Origin of the sequence: Sutcliffiella halmapala (assembly GCF_002019665.1) — a bacterium.
Taxonomy (GTDB): domain Bacteria; phylum Bacillota; class Bacilli; order Bacillales; family Bacillaceae_I; genus Sutcliffiella_A; species Sutcliffiella_A halmapala.
On sequence record NZ_KV917375.1, the window covers coordinates 3,916,076 to 3,933,031 of the forward strand.

Here is a 16,956-nt window from a genome sequence, read left to right on the forward strand (position 1 = left end):
CCTTTCATTTTTCTGTTTTATGTACATCGATCATTCTACAAAAACCAGCACTCTCCCTTATTGCGGAAAAGTGCTGGTTTTACTTAAAAGGTGAAGAATTATTTTTTAAACATCTTGATGGGTTAATCAAACAAACCTCTTAACAACTTTCCTCCAAGTGCTAGAGTTATAAATACGACTGTTCCAATACCAACTTCCGATTCAACAGAAACCGATTCTTTGTGGAGTTTGGCTATCTGCATCGCAATGCTCATTCCAAGACCTGACCCTTCTATTCTAGTTTCTGTATGGATCCCCCTGTAATAACGGTTAAAAGATTTTTCTTAGTTTTATAGATATTACATAGAAGTTTATCTGTAACTTTTTCCAACCAAAAAATCTAAACTAACAATTATTTCTGTTGAATTCCTTTTTAACAACGTTGACTCCTACCACTGACCCTTAGATAATAAACGTTCACAAAAATGTCACTTATGTAAAAAAATTTAAACATATATAATTACATTTATTCTCTAAAAGGAAGGATGTTTTAATTGCCTAGTACTAAAAAAGAAGGAATTATTTTCGGAATGTTTATGTGTTTTGGAATGGTATTAATCATGTCAGTTTATAACACAGCTTTACACGGATTTTCATCGTTTACAGTATGGAACGCAGTAATTCAATTTGTCGTAACATTTATCGTCGCTTTTATCGTAGAGTCATTAGTGGAACCGAAAGCGCGGAAACTCGCATTATCCCTGCCTTACGATAAATCGAAAGAAATGAACTTTATTATCGTGCTTTCTTTTTGTATGGTCCCTGCAATGGTGCTAATTATGTCAGTATACGGGCTGATGTTAACAGCATTACTGACAGGTATTGAAGGTTCCATTTTCACTGCTTACCTTAAAACAGTTGGTCTAAACTTTATTGTGGCACTTCCAGCTCAGTTACTTGTTGTTGGACCAATTTCACGTAAACTATTAACTAAATATATTAAACCATTAACACCAAATCCAGAATTAAATATGTAAAAACAAGCAAGCTATATTCAGTAGCTTGCTTGCTTTAGGGTTATTGGGACAGGTTTTCCAACCGTTTTCATTTTAGAGAAAAAAGCAAAAAGGACTATATCTCGTGCTCTATACCAAGATACCTAGCTTTTTAAAAACGCATTTTTTATATCCTGTACAAGTTCTGGCAAACCATTTTGAAAAAGGTGCTCACTGCCGTTCAAATCACGGATCTCAGTCCTGTGAATCTTCTTTGTATAATGTTCAAGATGGGAATACGGAACAATTTCCTCATTACGACTATGATAGAAAACTAACTCTTTCATTTCTGGAAGCTTGTTCTCAAAACCTTTCTGAAGGAAAAAATCATCGCAACTTTGCCACTCCTCATCCAATCCCCAAAAAGGAGACGCGATGATATACAATCCACTAATAGGAATAGTTATTGATTCTTCGGAAAGATACTTGACTAAAAACGCACCTCCCATTGAATGACCGACCAACACGACTTCCCCATGGATACTTCTAATGTTGGCCTCGAATACCTTTTTCCATTCCTGATACCTTGGAGCCTCAGGAGTTGGCATGTTTGGATGGATAACCTCATATTCCTTACCTAAATGCTGCTTTACATAGGTAATTAATCCACTACTACCTTCCTGCCTTTCTTGTGGTCCTGCGCTATGGATGAATAATAGTTTGTCCAAGAGAATTCACCTCTCCATTTAATAACTAAGATATTTATAAAAGTCACTTACTAATGTTGAACGGTCACAATGACGCCACCCATATTGTCTCCAGAAATTTCATACTGTTGATCGACTGGTACATCAATTGTCACACTTTGATTAATAGGATAATAAGAAATCGTATATTTTTTCCCATTAACACTAGCAGAAATGTTCTTTTCTCTCTTTAGATAGTCTAGATATTCTTCGAGGGCAAAATTTTTCTCTTTCATAATGGCACTATGCGGTAAGCCAACGTAGCGAATATGCCAAGGTTCATATTGAATCCCAGTCACTTCCGTTTTATCTTTTGGATAGCGTAAAATAAAGCCATACTTCCAAGCATTATTTTCAATCCATTTCCCTTCTAGTGCTTTATCCATCGTCATTTGTGTTGATCCGACATCAAGCGATAGACCTAGATTATGTTCACTATAACCTGCTGGCAAAGCATAGTCCGCACCCATTTCTTCATATAGTGCATGTTGCTCCTCGAAATTTCGAAAGCCACTACTTATAGAAAAGTTTCGAACTCCTTCTTTTTTTGCGGTTAAAACCATTTCAGAAAACTTTCGGGCGACATCCTCTGATAAACTGATATCAGTTTTGAGCACCTGAAACCCTTTTGTCAAATCTTCATTTCCAAATAGATTAACAATATCCGTTTTAATGCTATCTCTGTGAATCGGAAATTCATTATTGACTAGGAGCAGGTTTCCCTGGTAGATTTGTTCTCTTGAAATCTCTGTTTTCTCACTATATTCATTCGAGAATTCTTGATTAAATCTTTGAATTTCTACTTTATCTTCGTTCATTTTTATGACTACGATACACAAGCAACATACCATTAAAAATAAAAATCCCCACTTCTTCATCTTTCGTTTCCTCCTTCATTCCATGTACAACATATAAATAGAATAGGATAAACTTTTTAAATAAATAGTAGGGTATTGTTTAAGTTTTTCTTAAATTTATTCATATTCTATTGCTCCACTTCCCAGTGGCAAACGCACCTCAAATACTGTACGTATTAGATCACTTGTAGCCGTAATGGTGCCATGATGTTGTTCCACGATATTTTTTGCAATGAATAAACCTAGACCAGTACCCCCTTCTTGGTGTGTTCGTGCCTGATCGCCAGTAAAAAATATATCAAAAAGATGCGGCAATTCATTAGGAGGAATACAATCTCCATAATTCACGACCTGAACAACCACCTCCCCAGAATCAATATAACCATTAAGGTCTACAAATTGACCTTCATTTCCATAACGAATGGCATTAGTCATAAGATTTTCAAACACACGTGCTAACAACTCTCCGTCACCCAAAATCGTTAAATGACTGGTGACATTCATTCTAACTTTTAATTCATTCTTTTCGAAGACAGGGTACAGTTCTTCCGTTAATTGATATAAAAGATCATGTAAATTAATCTCCATTTTCTTCACGGATAACATACCATAATTCATTCTTGTTATTTCGAACAATTCATCAATAAGTCTTTCTAACCGCTGAGACTTAGTAAAAGCAATCGTTAAAAAATGCCTGCGTTGTTCTTCTGTCAAATTTTCATCCTTTAGAATTAAATCTAAATAGCCCAAAACAGAAGTAAGTGGTGTACGTAAATCATGCGCCAAATTCACGACCAATTGATCCTTACTGCTTTCTGAGAAATCTCCTCTTTCCACAGCTTCTTTTAATTTCTCACTTGCTATATTAATACCTTTGGCGATTTCGCTAAACTCATCATTAGATGATATTTCTACTCTATGACTGAAGTCACCACGAGCAAGCTTGTTAATCCCTTTTGATATCTCGTTGAAATAGATAGAATAGGACTTCGTTAGCAAAAAGAAAAACAAAATAGCTAAGGGGATAAAAATCAATAAAAAGAAGTTAATATCTCCAATATTGTTTACAAATAGACGAAAACGTGCTAGGGGATCTTCATAACGGACGGAAGTATGGTAGTAGAATTGCAGTACTTTAAAAAATAAATATGTAATGATTCCAGACAAACACATACTTAATCCAAATACTAAAAGCATCCTAGAGCGAAAGCTGTGTAAAAAGTTATTAGCCATTAAACGTATACCCAACTCCCCATATGGTTTTAATTAATTTGTTTTTTCTTTTATCATCTTCAAGCTTTTTTCTCAAGGTACGGATATGGACCATGACAGTATTAGCTCCTTCAAAATAGGCTTCCCCCCATACCTGTTGAAAAATAGTTTCTACATTATAGACTTTTTTCGGATGACTGACTAATAAATATAAAATATCAAACTCTTTAGGTGTAAGTTCGATGTTTTCACCATAAAGTGAAACTGACCTTTGTTCAGAGGAAATCATTAGTCCCCCATATTCCAAGACAGATTTACTATTAATTATTGGTTGATTCAATTTCATAGAGCGTCTTAATTGAGCATTTACTCGTGCAACCAATTCAATAGGGGTGAATGGTTTAGTGATATAGTCATCTGCTCCGATTACTAGTCCATGCACTTTATCAAAATCAGATGTTTTAGCGCTCAAAAAAATAATAGGCATATTATATTGTTCACGAACGTGACGTGTTACTTCATAACCATCTATTTTTGGCATCATAATATCTAAAATCACCAAATCAATAGACTGAGATTGGATTACATGAATAGCTTCCTGGCCATCTGTTACCTTAATGACACGATAACCTTCTTGTTCTAAATGAATTGCCACCAAATCCGCAATCTCCTCTTCATCATCAGCAATTAAAATTGATATTAGTTTCATCTTTTAAACCGCTCCTATCCAGTAGTACGAAAAAAGGATTATTATAACTATAAGTTTTACTAGAATAAAGAAATCTTAAACTCTTCTATTAAATCTTTTAATGCAGGTCTCTTATTTCCTTCCCGACCCACTATAGCCTCAGCCGTAATTAAAGAATTCAAAATAGCCTCCTCCGTCGCTTCTCCAACTGCCCTAAATGCCAAGTCGATTTCCTCTTCATGAATCATCGGCAACGATAGACAATATTCTGGTTTCTCATGTGGTATTTTAGTTGCAGTTGAAAAACCAATGACAATCTCGCCACTTCCGTTTGTAATAATAGAACCAGTTCTTGATAATCCAGTGACAGAACGCTTTATAATTCGATTCAATTGTCTTTCTGATACAGGTAGATCAGTTGCAACAATAATCATGATGGACCCCTTATCCTCTTCCTTATACGATTCGTCCATTGCTTCCTTCAGCTCTTGGCCAACCGCCTTACCATTTATCCTAAGATCACTTAAAATTCCAAAATTCGATAAGACCAAAACACCTATTGTGTACTTTCCATGGTTCAATTCCATTATTCGAGAAGCAGAGCCGATTCCACCTTTTAAGGAATAACAAAGCATGCCGGTTCCTGCACCAACCGCTCCTTCTTCAAATTCAGTCGAAGTATTTTCTACTGCTTGAAGCACATGCTCCGACTTCACGAACTTTGCTCTTATATCATTTAAGAACATATCATTGCATTCTCCAACGATAGGATTAACGGTTCCAGTAGTTCGACCAATTTCAGGATTTCGTTCTAACATATAGTCAATTAAGGCATCTGCCACAGTCCCAACATTTAAAGTATTCGTTAAAAGAATCGGTGTTTCCAAGGTGCCTAACTCTGCCAGTTGAATGGTTCCCATCGTTTTTCCGAATCCATTAATCACATGACTAGAGGCAATCAGCTTCTCTTTAAAAACATTTCCTTGATGCGGCAAAATAGCAGTGACACCTGTTTGCATCATTTTATCACTAAGCGTCACATGGCCGACTGTTACTCCTGCTACATCTGTAATTGCGTTATGATACCCTGGCTCCAGATGTCCTATTTTAACTCCGTAATCTCGTATTCTTTTTTGATTGAGCATTTGGAATCTCCTTTTATAACTTTTTTCCTATATCAGATTAGTAATCATTACTGTCAAAAATAACTTCCTCACCGGACAATAAACTAAGATTATCTTTTTCGACAATAACCATTTCTGCAAAAATCTCAGAAAACCTTTATTCGGCAACAAACTGGACCATGCTCACCGTTCTTTTCACCAAAATACTAACATAAAAGTATACAGTTGATTTCTTTAAGGCACAACCAGGGAGCGTGCATCATGGAGAAACTATATCAAGGCAATCAACCCGAATCCATTAAGATAAAATGGTACTGGATCGGCTTCCTCGTATTAGTGGCGCTTTGGATCATCAGCTTTCTATTCAGCAGTTTAATCGAACCCTTAAGACTCTTGCAGCTTCGCTTGTCACTTAATGGAGTAGCAGTCACTTATTTTCTTTCTATCCACTTTATCCATCTATTTTTGACCAAGAGAGGTAAACTGAAAGAGTTACAAAACGAAATAATTATCTGGTTCAATGGAAAAGAGGTTGGGAGAATGTAATCCCCAACCTCTTTTTACTTCACTACCGAGACCACGGGGACAGTCCCCGTGGTCTCTTTGGTCTCTTATCTTATTTAAAATGCTGGAATAGCCGTCTCATCATAATTTTCTTCTAAAAACTCGCGTACTTCTTGACTCGTCATCGCTTCGGCTAGCTTTTGAATTGCTTCTGAGTCCTTGTTATCTTCTCGTGCTACTAGTGTAATGGCAAAGTCGTTGTCTACTCCTTCGGTAAGTAGCGCATCACTTTTTGGTGTTAATCCAAGTGGCGAAGCGTAGGCAGGTGTCATGACTACTGCATCTGCATCATCATACATTCTTGCTAACATTAATAAATCTACTTCTTTAAAGTCATAGTTTTTCGGGTTGTCCACAATATCCGCTTGTGTATAGTAGTTTCCTGTTTTTTCACCTAACGTAATCACTTCATGTTGAGCTAACAAAGCCAATGAACGATCGATATTGGAAATGTCATTCGCAATGGCAATGACTGCACCCTCAGGTAAATCATCCATAGAGTTGTATTCTTTCGCATACACACCGTAATTTGCAAAATAGATAGGTGTTACTGGAACTAACTCTGAATCATTATTTCGATTGAACTCTTCCATGTAAGGAACATGTTGGAAGAAGTTTGCATCTACTTCTTCTGCAGCAAGTGCACTGTTAGGCTGAACATTATCACCTAACACAACCACTTCTAGAGTAATACCATCCTCAGCTAGCTTTGGTTTCACAAGATCCAAGATTTCTGTCATTGGAGGAATTAGCGAAGCTACCTTCAATGTTACTTCTTCCCTATCTTTATTTTGTACATCTCCACTTTCGTTCGCTTCATTACCTTGACCACAACCAGCTAAAATAAAGATAGCCGCCGTTATTAAAAAGAGTATTTTTTTCATGTTGTTTTCCTCCTGTTATTTACCTTTTATCAATCATTCTTGATACAGTTGTTCCAATAAATTGGATGAGCTGTACCAATATGACCATTATAATAATCATATAGATCATCAAATCTGTTTTAAATTGTTGATAACCATACCGAATCGCAAAGTCTCCGATACCTCCTCCACCGACCACTCCCATTATCGTAGAATAGGATATAAAACTAATAATCGATGTGGTTAAACCTAGAACAAGCCCAGAACGAGCTTCCACATAAAGAAATTTAAAGACTACTTCCCTAACAGAGGCCCCCATCGAAATAGCCGCTTCCATCACGCCTTTTGGTACATCCAATAAAGATTGTTCGACTAATCGCGAATAATGCGCAATTGCGATAATCGATAACGGAACAGTTGCTGCTGCTGTACCAATGGCGGTTCCAATAATGAACCTTGTAAATGGGATTAAAAATACAACCAATAATAAAAACGGAAAAGAACGAGTAATATTAACCAATAAGTTCAATGTCGAAAAAACAAATCGGTTCTCTAGCATTTTGCCCTTCCTGCAAAGAAAAAGCAACGTCCCAACTGGAAGCCCTACTAGAATCGCAGCTAAAATAGAAACACCCACCATAGCAAAAGTCTCGCCAATAGCCCGCAAAATTTCTGCTTCATATTGAACTAAAATCTCAGGCATGGTCCGTCTCACCATCCTTTGTTAGCTGCTCCACAAACCATTTTGGATTATTATCTAAATGTTGAATCCCTTTTGGTTCAATGGACACCGTTTCATAGATTTCTCCATCTGCCATGACCGTTACGCGATTACAGATACTTTTAATCACTTCCATCTCATGACTAACAAAAACAATGGTCACACCGAGTTGTTGATTAATATTTTTTAATACCCCTAGTATTTCACCAGCTGTATTTGGATCAAGTGAAGAGGTTGGCTCATCGCATAATAAAACTTGCGGACTATTCGCTAAAGCCCTAGCAATCGCAACACGCTGCTTTTGCCCTCCACTTAATTGTGCTGGATATTTTTCCATCAAACTCTCTAGCCCAACAAATTGAAGACACTCTACTACGCGGCTGTGCCGTTTTTTCCTTGGATAGCTGGCCAATTCTAAGGAAACCGCAACATTATCATAAACCGTTTTATTCGATACCAAATTAAAATGCTGAAAGATCATCCCAATCGATTTACGTGCCTGACGAAGCTCTTTGCTACTCAAGCTCGTTAACCGTTGACCATTTACCTCCACTTCCCCTTCATCTGGCACTTCCAACAAATTCATGAGCCGCAGCAATGTTGATTTACCGGCCCCGCTTGCACCAATAATTCCATGAATCTCGCCCTTATTGGTCGTTAAAGATACAGACTTAATAGCCTGAAACTGTGAAAAATATTTACTAACGTTCCGTAATTTAATCATAAAAAAAACCCTCTCTATTAATTGAAAGGTGTATTGCAACGCTAATTATTATAGCTCAATATGGAGAGGTTGTCATTTTAGTAGCTTCTATCAACATAGGTAGAAGCTAACTATTTAGTAGAGACTATAACTACTATTAGTAACACGTTGAAATCCTTTAAGTAATTTTATCCAGTAATCATCGGTAATTCCTTTTTCAGCGGTGTAGTAGTCTGAAAACCCACTCAACACATAATTCTCCCCGATTTCACCCGTATATAATAATGTTTCCTTCACTACTTTCACATACTCTTGCATCAATTTTTCCATCATTTTCAAAGTGGAGATTTGTTCCTCCGTTAACACTATCTCATCACCATCAAATTTTAGTTTCATAAAGAATTCTGCGTAGTCAGCATTAATACTTACTACTTCATCAAGACTTTCTTTTAATATGCCTAATTGTAACCCCATACCACTCACATCTTGGGTTACATATGCTATATCATGGAAACAGTATTCAAGTTCTCCAGCTGATGCTTCGGTTAATCTTCCTTCTTCTATTACATCTTTTAAGGTCCCTAGGTTATATAATGTGGCTTGGGAAATATCTGCTATTTGACTAGAGAGTTCACTAGAAAGATATTCTTCATAGGACCGTTTTTGCTTTTCAGAAATAGAAAATAAAACTAGGAAAGTCAACAAACTTAATCCTAAAATCGTATAAATTAAATAGTGTCTTTTCATAAAAAACCTCCATAAATCAAAATAGGAAAAAAGGAGCTGGTTCATGCCCCCAATTCCCTTCCTTACACCCCTACATAAACTCGCACTTGATTACGTCCTTCTCGTTTTGCAGAATATAAAGCTTTATCAGCTTTATTCAATAGCTGATGGAGTGTTTCCTCCGAATCTTCTGTTGCCACCGCTACTCCACTGCTTATAGTTACAGTGATAACTCCCTCAGTAGTGATGAGAGGCTGTGTCTCTATATGCCTACATAGCTGATTAGCTAATAATTCGCTCTCTGATAGTGGGCTTCCCTTCCATGCAAGCACAAACTCTTCACCACCATATCGAGCAAATAGCATCTCCTCGTTTAACTGTGTTTGACAAGTCTTTACTACATGGACAAGCAACTGATCGCCAACATCGTGACCAAAGGTATCATTTACTTTTTTGAAATAATCAATATCTATTAAAATGACTGTAAACGGTAATGAATACTTTTTTGCCTCAGCTAATTCTTGCTCGCATTTCTGAAAAAATGCCCGACGATTAAATATTTGTGTAAGTTCATCATAATAGGCTTGATGCTCTAATTTTACCTGTAGTCTCTTTAGCTCTGTAATATCGGTAAAAATAATTAATAAACCTTTACTATTATTAGCCTGCTGCAACGAAGAAGTACGTACCTGATAAATACGCTTTGAATTATTGGTTTCAAGTTTAATTTCCCGATGAAAAGCAATCTCTAATTTAGATGGAAATGATTCTCCTGATAGTTCAAACCAAACCTTATCAAAGTCCATCCCAAACATGGATTTAGTTAATGGTGGGAACATCCCCTTACTCGCTTGGTTAAATTCAATTAATCTATTGGATTCATCTAACACAATTACACCATCGTTTATACTATTAAATATTGAGTCCTTCGCAATCGGCGTAATCGTAAACAAACGTGATGAACTAATGGCCCATAAGTATAAAAGAGATGAAAAGCAGAGAACCATAGGTACAGGATCGACACCTGGAGGGGTGTATCCGATTAAATAAAGGAAAGCTGTAATCATCGGAAGTAGTTGACCGAACATTAATGAGATTAATTGAGTTCGATAAATCTTTGTTGTTTCTCTCCAACGAGAAAGTACTAGAAAAAATGCTACAAACATGCAGGAAAATGTAAAAATGCCATGAATCACATACCAAATACCAATCTCCTGCTGTATGTAAGGGGCTCCCAAAACTGAATCGACTTCAAACACTCGATAATGAAAGTGATGCAAATCATTCGTGGCAACCATCACCATACTAATGAAGGGGATGGTAAGAAAGGCAATCCACGTTTTTTTCGTTATTTTTATCCCCAAATATTTCATGATAAATAAAAGTCCCAAAGGTGGAGAAAACGGTAAACCAATATATTGAATGATCGTCCATAACTTCACTTGCTCAAGATTCGTAGCCATTAAACCAAAAGCAGAAGCAAAACAATACATGGCAATGGACGCCGTATAAACAATAAAAATATTTGCGATATTCGTATAGTTATAGCGCTTCACAAACACGTATAAGCATAAATACAAATTAATTACGCCTGAGGTACAAGCAAGAGTAATATAAGCAGTCAATTCCGTATTCACATTTTATCCCTCTTTTTGGATAACCTTTTTTACTTTAATTTAGCATATATATTAATAAATGGGGGACTTCCATTAGTAATACTTGGAACTTTTTTTGTAATTATTAGTTCATCTTCCGTTCATATTCAGAATGTACATTATAGAGGAATATACGATAAATAAATGCTTAATAATTGAAGGGGGATTTTCAGCATGAATAAAAATAGTCAAATACTGCTTCGCTTTGCAGGTGCTTTTGGAGTGATTGGAGCAATTTTGGGGGCACATATGGCAGGTGCCGGATCCTATGCATTTCGTCCAGTTCATGCACATATTCTTGTCGTTGGTTGGCTAACCCTTTTTGCATGGGCAGTTTTCTATAAGGTTTTTCAAACATCCCAAACACTTTTAACTAGAATTCATGTTTGGAGTGCAATAATAGGGTCTGTTGGCTTATCAGCAGGTATGTGGTTATACATGGTTAACCCATTTAATCTTCCAGAGGGAATCTCACTAATCTTTTATATCGGTGGCGGGGTAACATTACTTTTAAGCTTTGTCGTATTTTTCTTTATCACATTGTTTTACAAGGAAGAAAAATAAAGGACAGACCTATACCCCAACTTTAATTCGTCATAGTTGGGGCACAGAACCTGTTAGAGATCTTGAAAAAGTCGGTATTTCATGTCCAAATAAGCATTACCACACTCTTATTTTACATATTTATCTAACTAACCGATTTTCACTCTTCTTCCCTCTTCATGAGACTGTCTGATGGCATCAAGTATTATTTGCACTTGTTGTCCATCTTCAAAGAGAGGTAAAGAAAGATTGATTTCATTGGTTGCTATTTCCTTATACATTTGGTCAATCGAACGGTAGAAAGCATTATAATAACTTGCTGCTATTGAACTTATTTCTTCAGGTGTTTCAAGGTCCGATATTAGCTCAACCGGCTCCAACGGATTACTTCCTATTCCAACCAGCACTTTATTGTCGTGTGACATTACTAATGTTCCTTCTGTCCCATGGATTTCCAACTTCCAACCCTCAGCATGACGCACCGCACTTGTAAAGCTAACCGAGAAGGTTCCACCTCCCACAAATGTCCCCATTACTTGGAAGGCATCATCCGCTGTTCGAATTTCCTTCTCTCCATTTTCATCGATAAATTCTGGAACTTGGGTAGTTAATTGCCCAGATACAGACTCAACCTCACCTTCCGTCCACCAAAGTAGGGAATCGAACATATGAGAACCAATCGCTCCAAGCATTCCACCCGCTTGTTCCTTTTGTCCAAGCCAGCCCCGCTTACTCGAGATCGACCGCTCATAACCTGCCATACTTGTTGAGTAGGAAACATGCATGATTTCCCCTAACACACCACTAGAAATGATTTCCTTTATCTTTTGGCGAGCTGGCAAAAACCTAAATTCAAAATTAATCCAACCAAGCTTTTTCGCGTTGTCTCGAGCGGCTATCATCTCTTTTGCTTCCTCTGCGTCAAAGGACATTGGCTTTTCACACAATACATGAACTCCACTTTCATATGCCTTCACTACCATTTCATGATGCAGCTTAGGAGCAGATACTATGGAAACTAAATCTAGCTCTTCCTTCTCCAGCATATCCTGCCAGTTATCATAAACGTTTGCAATTCCCGTCTCTTGTTTAATCGTGTCCATTCTACCTCTAGAAACACTCGCAATAGAAACGACTTCAAACCCAGGGTGACTATTCATTATAGGTGCATGAACCTTCGCACCAAAACCTGTTCCAATAATACCGACTTTTATTTTCATCGTTTTACTCCTTTTTCTTTAAAGTGGATAAAAACATGTAATTCCGAATTTCGACATTTTACTCCACTAAGCATATTCTCTATCGATTGAGAAATACCTGCCTGTAAAGATATGTAACTGTAACAATCCGAGGCTTAAATCTATTTTTGTACGAAAAGTTTTTCTCTCCCAATAAAAATCAATATATGAACTACTCGTATATCTAGTATAATATCATTGTAGGAATAAAGTAGGAGTGAATAATTCACTGCTTAATGAATAGATGAGGTGTCAATGTTGCGAAAAATGAAGCTAATTTCAAATGAAAAAGGTGTTACATTAATAGAGTTACTCGCTTCCATTGTTATTTTAAGTATCGTAATACTAGGCCTCTTAACATTCTTCTCCCAACTGATGTCACACTCCTTGAAAGTAGAGGACAAGCTAACAACGATAAATTTGGCGGAAAAAGTACTAAATGAATATAAATTAGTTCAGGAAGAATTTACAGAACACGAGCTAAATGGAAAGATTTATTACTCTAAAGTGATTGAACTACCTGACCAAAGATACCTAGACCTCCTCCCAATACGGGTAGAAATTTATACCGATAATAGCTATAACTCAACCTCAATGGCGACACAAATATATGGTTATATGGAGGGTGAATGAAATTGTTCTTTTGGAAAAATGAACGCGGATACGCTCTGTTAATTGTTCTATTAACCATTGTGATTATTGGTTTGTTTATACCTCCCATTATGTCTAGTATTCTATCAAGTGCAACACAATTCAATAAATCGGAAGAGAAGGTTCAACATCAAAACCTAGTAGGGATGAGTGTAAACTACTTTGAACGGACAGTTACTGATCTATTAGAGATGTGGAAGCTCCCAGAAGATTGGGTACCTCCAACTAATTGGGATACTTGGACGGAAGCACAAAAAGAAAGCTATTTCAACACAATGATTATTCAATATATTGAAACGGAGCTTGGAAAACGAAACTTTCAAGCAAATCCACCACCATTTCGTGCGAATGGCACTCAATTCACCCTTTCCTATCGCGTTAATAAAAGTGGCGGACAAGTAATCTTTGAACTTGATATTTACACGAAGATTGATGGTGGAGATACAGTAACGACGAAAGAAAAGTTACCGATGCCACCGATGAACTTCAATATTACTAGTAGCAGTTCATAAAAATTGAATCACTTTATCACTCCCGCCTCGGAACTATATTAAAGCAGGTGAACAAGTATGATTAAAAAGAAATGGTTGGATGAGTCTGGTGTTACTTTATTAGAAGTACTAGTAACAATGGCCATTCTTACTTTTCTAACAAGCTTAACCTTTGGTGTCTTAACCACCACAGTAAAATACAAGGACAAAACGCAGTCCCACGTTAATTTAAGACAAGAAGCAAATTTAATCGTCAGTACCTTGAGAAACCAACACCAGCAACCTAATTATGCTTTTTGCTCCGAAAACTTATTAACTAACGACCAAATTTCATTTAAAGAGCTTACTATCACTGACACTAGTGCTACCATTTCAAAAGAGAACCCCTGTGCAGACTTTAAGTCCTCAGACGATTTGAACGTGCAATTCACTTTAACCGATAAACAAAATAATAGTTTTGATGTGGATACGGTAATCTCGGGTGGAAAATTGAATATGGCTAGTAAGGATATTAATGTAACGTTGCCGAGTATTGATGATGGACCCGGTAATTTTTATGATTTTTTGATAGCAGAGAATGTGTTTGTTTATGGAAAGCAACTAGAGTTTGCAGGAGGGAATATGATTGGACCTAATGCAACGATGGTTATTCTAGGGAATCTTTCTACCAATCAACTGAATGGAGGAGCGTTTAGTAAAGTTTCTAATATATTCATAGATGGTAATATTGATTTGGAGCATGGATCAGCAGGATTAGGGTCTAATACTAACCCTGGTTTTATTTATGTAAATGGTGATTTTCTCCTTAAAAGTGGTACACGAGATATATATGGGGATGTTTATGTAGCTAGGAACACCTTTCTTAAGGATGCAAATATAAGAGGGAATATTTACGTTCAAGGAGACGTTACTTTAAATTGGACTCCAAACCTAAGTAATAATTCAAGGGTATTTTATAAAGGTTCGTTAAATTATCCATCTTCTTTTGATAGAGGAATCATAGAAAAAATGATTAAAGATAGCAATGTACCTACAGTTCCAAATGAAAAAAAGTTGAATTTTGAAATACCGCCATTAAAATCAGATCAATGGTTTACTGCAAATGGTTACTCTCAGACACTCAAACAAAATAATATGAAACTATATGGAAATACCATAAATGTTGGTCCATCAATTAATGGACAATATGTAAATACCTTTAATAATGTAACACTAGTAAGTAAAGGAGATATAAAAGTAGAAGGTGGTGACTTAAGAATGACAGGAGTCCTATTTGCTCCTAATGGAAAGGTCACCTTCCATGGCGAATCTTTTGAAGGCCTAGTTATCTCTAAAGAAGGATTCTTTGTGACTAGAGGTGGTTCTACGGTCACCTTTAAAAATATTGAGCATTATATAAAAAATGTCCAAGATTTCCCGTTTCAAGTAAACTAATATTGAAGAACAAAATCGCAAACACAACTTCATTACCTTTACGTCCCAAGTAAAAATTATTTACTTGGGATTTTCTTTCTCTCTTTAGATGGTCCCTATACAGACTACACCTTGATTGTTCCCTCTATTTTCTTTTTTAGCGTTTAGAGGGCACGATTACCTCTTCATCGTTCCCTCTTTTTTATTTTTTGGCGTTTAGAGGGCACGATTACCTCTTCATCGTTCCCTCTTTTTTATTTTTTGGCGTTTAGAGGGCACGATTACCTCTCGATCGTTCCCTCTTTTTTCTTTTTTGGATAAAGTCCATATAATTGTGTAAATAGAAAGGTCACCATCATGACCCGTGGTGTTACAATGTTTTCGACCAAGAAAACTACACGCACGGAGGACATGATGATGACCCAAATCAATATTACTATAAATTTAGAAGATCTCAAAGAGAAAATCGAAAAAAGCGCTTTAGAATCACCTGTAAAAGCATCCCTTTCCCTTATTTTAAATTCTTTGATGGAAAAAGAAAGAGATGAGTACATCAACGCACTCTCTCATGAGAGAACTGAAGAACGCCGATCCTATCGGAATGGGTATTATGAGCGTGAGTTGATTACGGGAGCTGGTTCTCTAAAACTTAGAGTTCCTCGTACACGAGATGGGGAATTTTCTACCACTGTCTTTCAAAAATATGCACGCTGCGAACAGGCTCTTATTCTTTCCATGATTGAAATGGTGGTAAATGGGGTTTCTACACGAAAGGTAACGAAAATTGTAGAAGAGCTGTGTGGGAAAAGTGTGTCTAAATCTCTCGTTTCCAATTTAACCAAAACACTTGATCCTATCATCAACGAATGGAGAAACCGTCCATTAAACACGTTTTACTACCCTTATGTTTACGTGGACGCTCTATATATCAAGGTTCGGGAAAACCAAAAGGTGGTGTCTAAAAGTGTTCATATTGCTTGTGGGGTGAACCAAAACGGGCATAGAGAAATCATTGGCTTGAAAGTTAATCACTCGGAATCCACTGAAAGCTGGTCTAATTTCTTTGAGTACCTAAAATCTAGAGGACTTCAATCTCCTAAAATGGTGATCTCTGATGCCCATGCTGGTTTGGTTTCTTCCATTCAAACATCATTCTTAGGAACCTCTTGGCAGAGATGTGTGGTCCATTTCTTAAGGAACATCATGGACACCCTCCCTAAAAAGACAACAGAAGCTCGACAAGAGCTTAAAGACATGTTTCAGAACTCGGATATCAAACTTGTAAGAGAGATGAAAGCCCGTTTTGTGGAAAAGTACCAAGACACAAAGGGCTTCAGTAAAGCTATTAATAAACTAGAGGATGGGTTTGAGGACGCTATTCAATTTCATTCACAACCAGTTCAACACCATAAGAACCTACGTACCACTAACATGTTAGAACGTGTTAACAGAGAAATACGTAGAAGAGAACGAGTCATTCAGATTTTCCCTAATGAACAATCTGCCAATCGAATCATTGGAGCCGTTTTAATGAATATAGAAGCAGACTGGAATAAGCATAACATCCCCTATCTAAAAGATATCAAGCCTAATTAACCCTAAAAGATAGTGGTTAAGCCTAATTTCAAATTGACCTCTCGATGTAAATTCGAAATACGTATCGCTCACCTAATCTTATTTATTGTCTTGTCGAAACTCATTGTTGACACTTTTACACAATAATATGGACTTGACTCTTTTTTTGCGTTTAGAGGGCACGATTACCTCTCGATCGTTCCCTCTTTTTT

Annotated in this window: 18 protein-coding genes and 1 pseudogene; 7 read left to right on the plus strand and 12 right to left on the minus strand. The window is 36.7% G+C overall.

Annotation, left to right across the window (positions count from 1 at the left end; translation table 11 throughout):
* Positions 1-122: 122 nt before the first annotated feature.
* Positions 123-308 (minus strand): annotated as a pseudogene (locus BK580_RS19280) (ATP-binding protein); the annotation flags it as partial.
* Positions 309-533: 225 nt separating this feature from the next.
* Between BK580_RS19280 and BK580_RS19285 the strand changes: the two are divergent.
* Positions 534-1,016 (plus strand): DUF2798 domain-containing protein, encoded by a 483-nt coding sequence (locus BK580_RS19285; RefSeq protein ID WP_078381902.1) that lies wholly within the window; start codon positions 534-536, stop codon positions 1,014-1,016.
* A gap of 122 nt (positions 1,017-1,138) precedes the next feature.
* Here BK580_RS19285 and BK580_RS19290 read toward each other — a convergent pair whose 3' ends face one another.
* From BK580_RS19290 to BK580_RS19310, 5 genes are all read right to left on the minus strand, one after another.
* On the minus strand, positions 1,139-1,702 hold the full coding sequence (locus BK580_RS19290; RefSeq protein ID WP_078381903.1) for an alpha/beta fold hydrolase: 564 nt from the start codon (positions 1,700-1,702) through the stop codon (positions 1,139-1,141).
* Positions 1,703-1,752: 50 nt separating this feature from the next.
* Positions 1,753-2,598, minus strand: a complete 846-nt coding sequence (gene vanY / locus BK580_RS19295) for a VanY-A/VanY-F/VanY-M family D-Ala-D-Ala carboxypeptidase (protein ID WP_078381904.1) — start codon at positions 2,596-2,598, stop codon at positions 1,753-1,755.
* Between the two features lie 96 nt (positions 2,599-2,694).
* Positions 2,695-3,810, minus strand: a complete 1,116-nt coding sequence (locus BK580_RS19300; RefSeq protein WP_078381905.1) for a sensor histidine kinase — start codon at positions 3,808-3,810, stop codon at positions 2,695-2,697.
* Positions 3,803-4,498, minus strand: coding sequence for a vancomycin resistance response regulator transcription factor, VanR-F/VanR-M family (gene vanR, locus BK580_RS19305; protein ID WP_078381906.1), 696 nt, complete (start codon positions 4,496-4,498; stop codon positions 3,803-3,805). The genes BK580_RS19300 and vanR overlap by 8 nt, the downstream gene beginning before the upstream one ends.
* A gap of 59 nt (positions 4,499-4,557) precedes the next feature.
* The gene (locus BK580_RS19310; protein ID WP_078381907.1) at positions 4,558-5,622 is read right to left on the minus strand and encodes a DmpA family aminopeptidase; all 1,065 of its coding nucleotides are present in this window, start codon (positions 5,620-5,622) and stop codon (positions 4,558-4,560) included.
* Between the two features lie 240 nt (positions 5,623-5,862).
* Between BK580_RS19310 and BK580_RS19315 the strand changes: the two genes are divergently transcribed.
* A complete protein-coding gene (locus tag BK580_RS19315) occupies positions 5,863-6,147 on the plus strand; it encodes a hypothetical protein (protein ID WP_078381908.1) in 285 nt (94 codons plus the stop codon).
* Positions 6,148-6,221: 74 nt separating this feature from the next.
* Here the strand turns inward: BK580_RS19315 and BK580_RS19320 are convergent, their stop codons facing one another.
* The 5 genes from BK580_RS19320 to BK580_RS19340 form a co-directional block, all read right to left on the minus strand.
* Positions 6,222-7,049: a MetQ/NlpA family ABC transporter substrate-binding protein gene (locus BK580_RS19320; RefSeq protein ID WP_078381909.1), complete on the minus strand. Its 828-nt coding sequence runs from the start codon at positions 7,047-7,049 to the stop codon at positions 6,222-6,224.
* Positions 7,050-7,068: 19 nt separating this feature from the next.
* A complete protein-coding gene (locus tag BK580_RS19325; RefSeq protein WP_078381910.1) occupies positions 7,069-7,731 on the minus strand; it encodes a methionine ABC transporter permease in 663 nt (220 codons plus the stop codon).
* Entirely contained in the window at positions 7,724-8,473 is a 750-nt protein-coding gene (locus BK580_RS19330; protein WP_078381911.1) for a methionine ABC transporter ATP-binding protein, read from the minus strand. The genes BK580_RS19325 and BK580_RS19330 overlap by 8 nt, the downstream gene beginning before the upstream one ends.
* A gap of 114 nt (positions 8,474-8,587) precedes the next feature.
* Entirely contained in the window at positions 8,588-9,199 is a 612-nt protein-coding gene (locus BK580_RS19335) for a hypothetical protein (protein WP_078381912.1), read from the minus strand.
* A gap of 62 nt (positions 9,200-9,261) precedes the next feature.
* Positions 9,262-10,815: a histidine kinase N-terminal 7TM domain-containing diguanylate cyclase gene (locus BK580_RS19340; RefSeq protein ID WP_078381913.1), complete on the minus strand. Its 1,554-nt coding sequence runs from the start codon at positions 10,813-10,815 to the stop codon at positions 9,262-9,264.
* A gap of 192 nt (positions 10,816-11,007) precedes the next feature.
* Between BK580_RS19340 and BK580_RS19345 the strand changes: the two genes are divergently transcribed.
* A complete protein-coding gene (locus BK580_RS19345) occupies positions 11,008-11,397 on the plus strand; it encodes a hypothetical protein (protein WP_078381914.1) in 390 nt (129 codons plus the stop codon).
* Positions 11,398-11,525: 128 nt separating this feature from the next.
* Here BK580_RS19345 and BK580_RS19350 read toward each other — a convergent pair whose 3' ends face one another.
* On the minus strand, positions 11,526-12,596 hold the full coding sequence (locus BK580_RS19350; protein WP_078381915.1) for a Gfo/Idh/MocA family protein: 1,071 nt from the start codon (positions 12,594-12,596) through the stop codon (positions 11,526-11,528).
* Positions 12,597-12,869: 273 nt separating this feature from the next.
* Here BK580_RS19350 and BK580_RS19355 point away from each other — a divergent pair, with 273 nt between their 5' ends.
* The 4 genes from BK580_RS19355 to BK580_RS19370 all read left to right on the plus strand — a co-directional run bounded on the left by BK580_RS19355 (position 12,870) and on the right by BK580_RS19370 (position 16,765).
* Positions 12,870-13,247, plus strand: a complete 378-nt coding sequence (locus tag BK580_RS19355) for a type IV pilus modification PilV family protein (RefSeq protein ID WP_078381916.1) — start codon at positions 12,870-12,872, stop codon at positions 13,245-13,247.
* On the plus strand, positions 13,244-13,777 hold the full coding sequence (locus BK580_RS19360) for a Flp family type IVb pilin (RefSeq protein WP_078381917.1): 534 nt from the start codon (positions 13,244-13,246) through the stop codon (positions 13,775-13,777). The genes BK580_RS19355 and BK580_RS19360 overlap by 4 nt, the downstream gene beginning before the upstream one ends.
* Before the next feature lie 57 nt (positions 13,778-13,834).
* Positions 13,835-15,190 carry a prepilin-type N-terminal cleavage/methylation domain-containing protein gene (locus tag BK580_RS19365; protein ID WP_078381918.1) on the plus strand — a complete coding sequence of 452 codons (1,356 nt, stop codon included), beginning with the start codon at positions 13,835-13,837 and terminating at the stop codon, positions 15,188-15,190.
* Positions 15,191-15,586: 396 nt separating this feature from the next.
* Positions 15,587-16,765, plus strand: a complete 1,179-nt coding sequence (locus tag BK580_RS19370; RefSeq protein WP_078378567.1) for an IS256 family transposase — start codon at positions 15,587-15,589, stop codon at positions 16,763-16,765.
* Positions 16,766-16,956 lie beyond the last annotated feature (191 nt).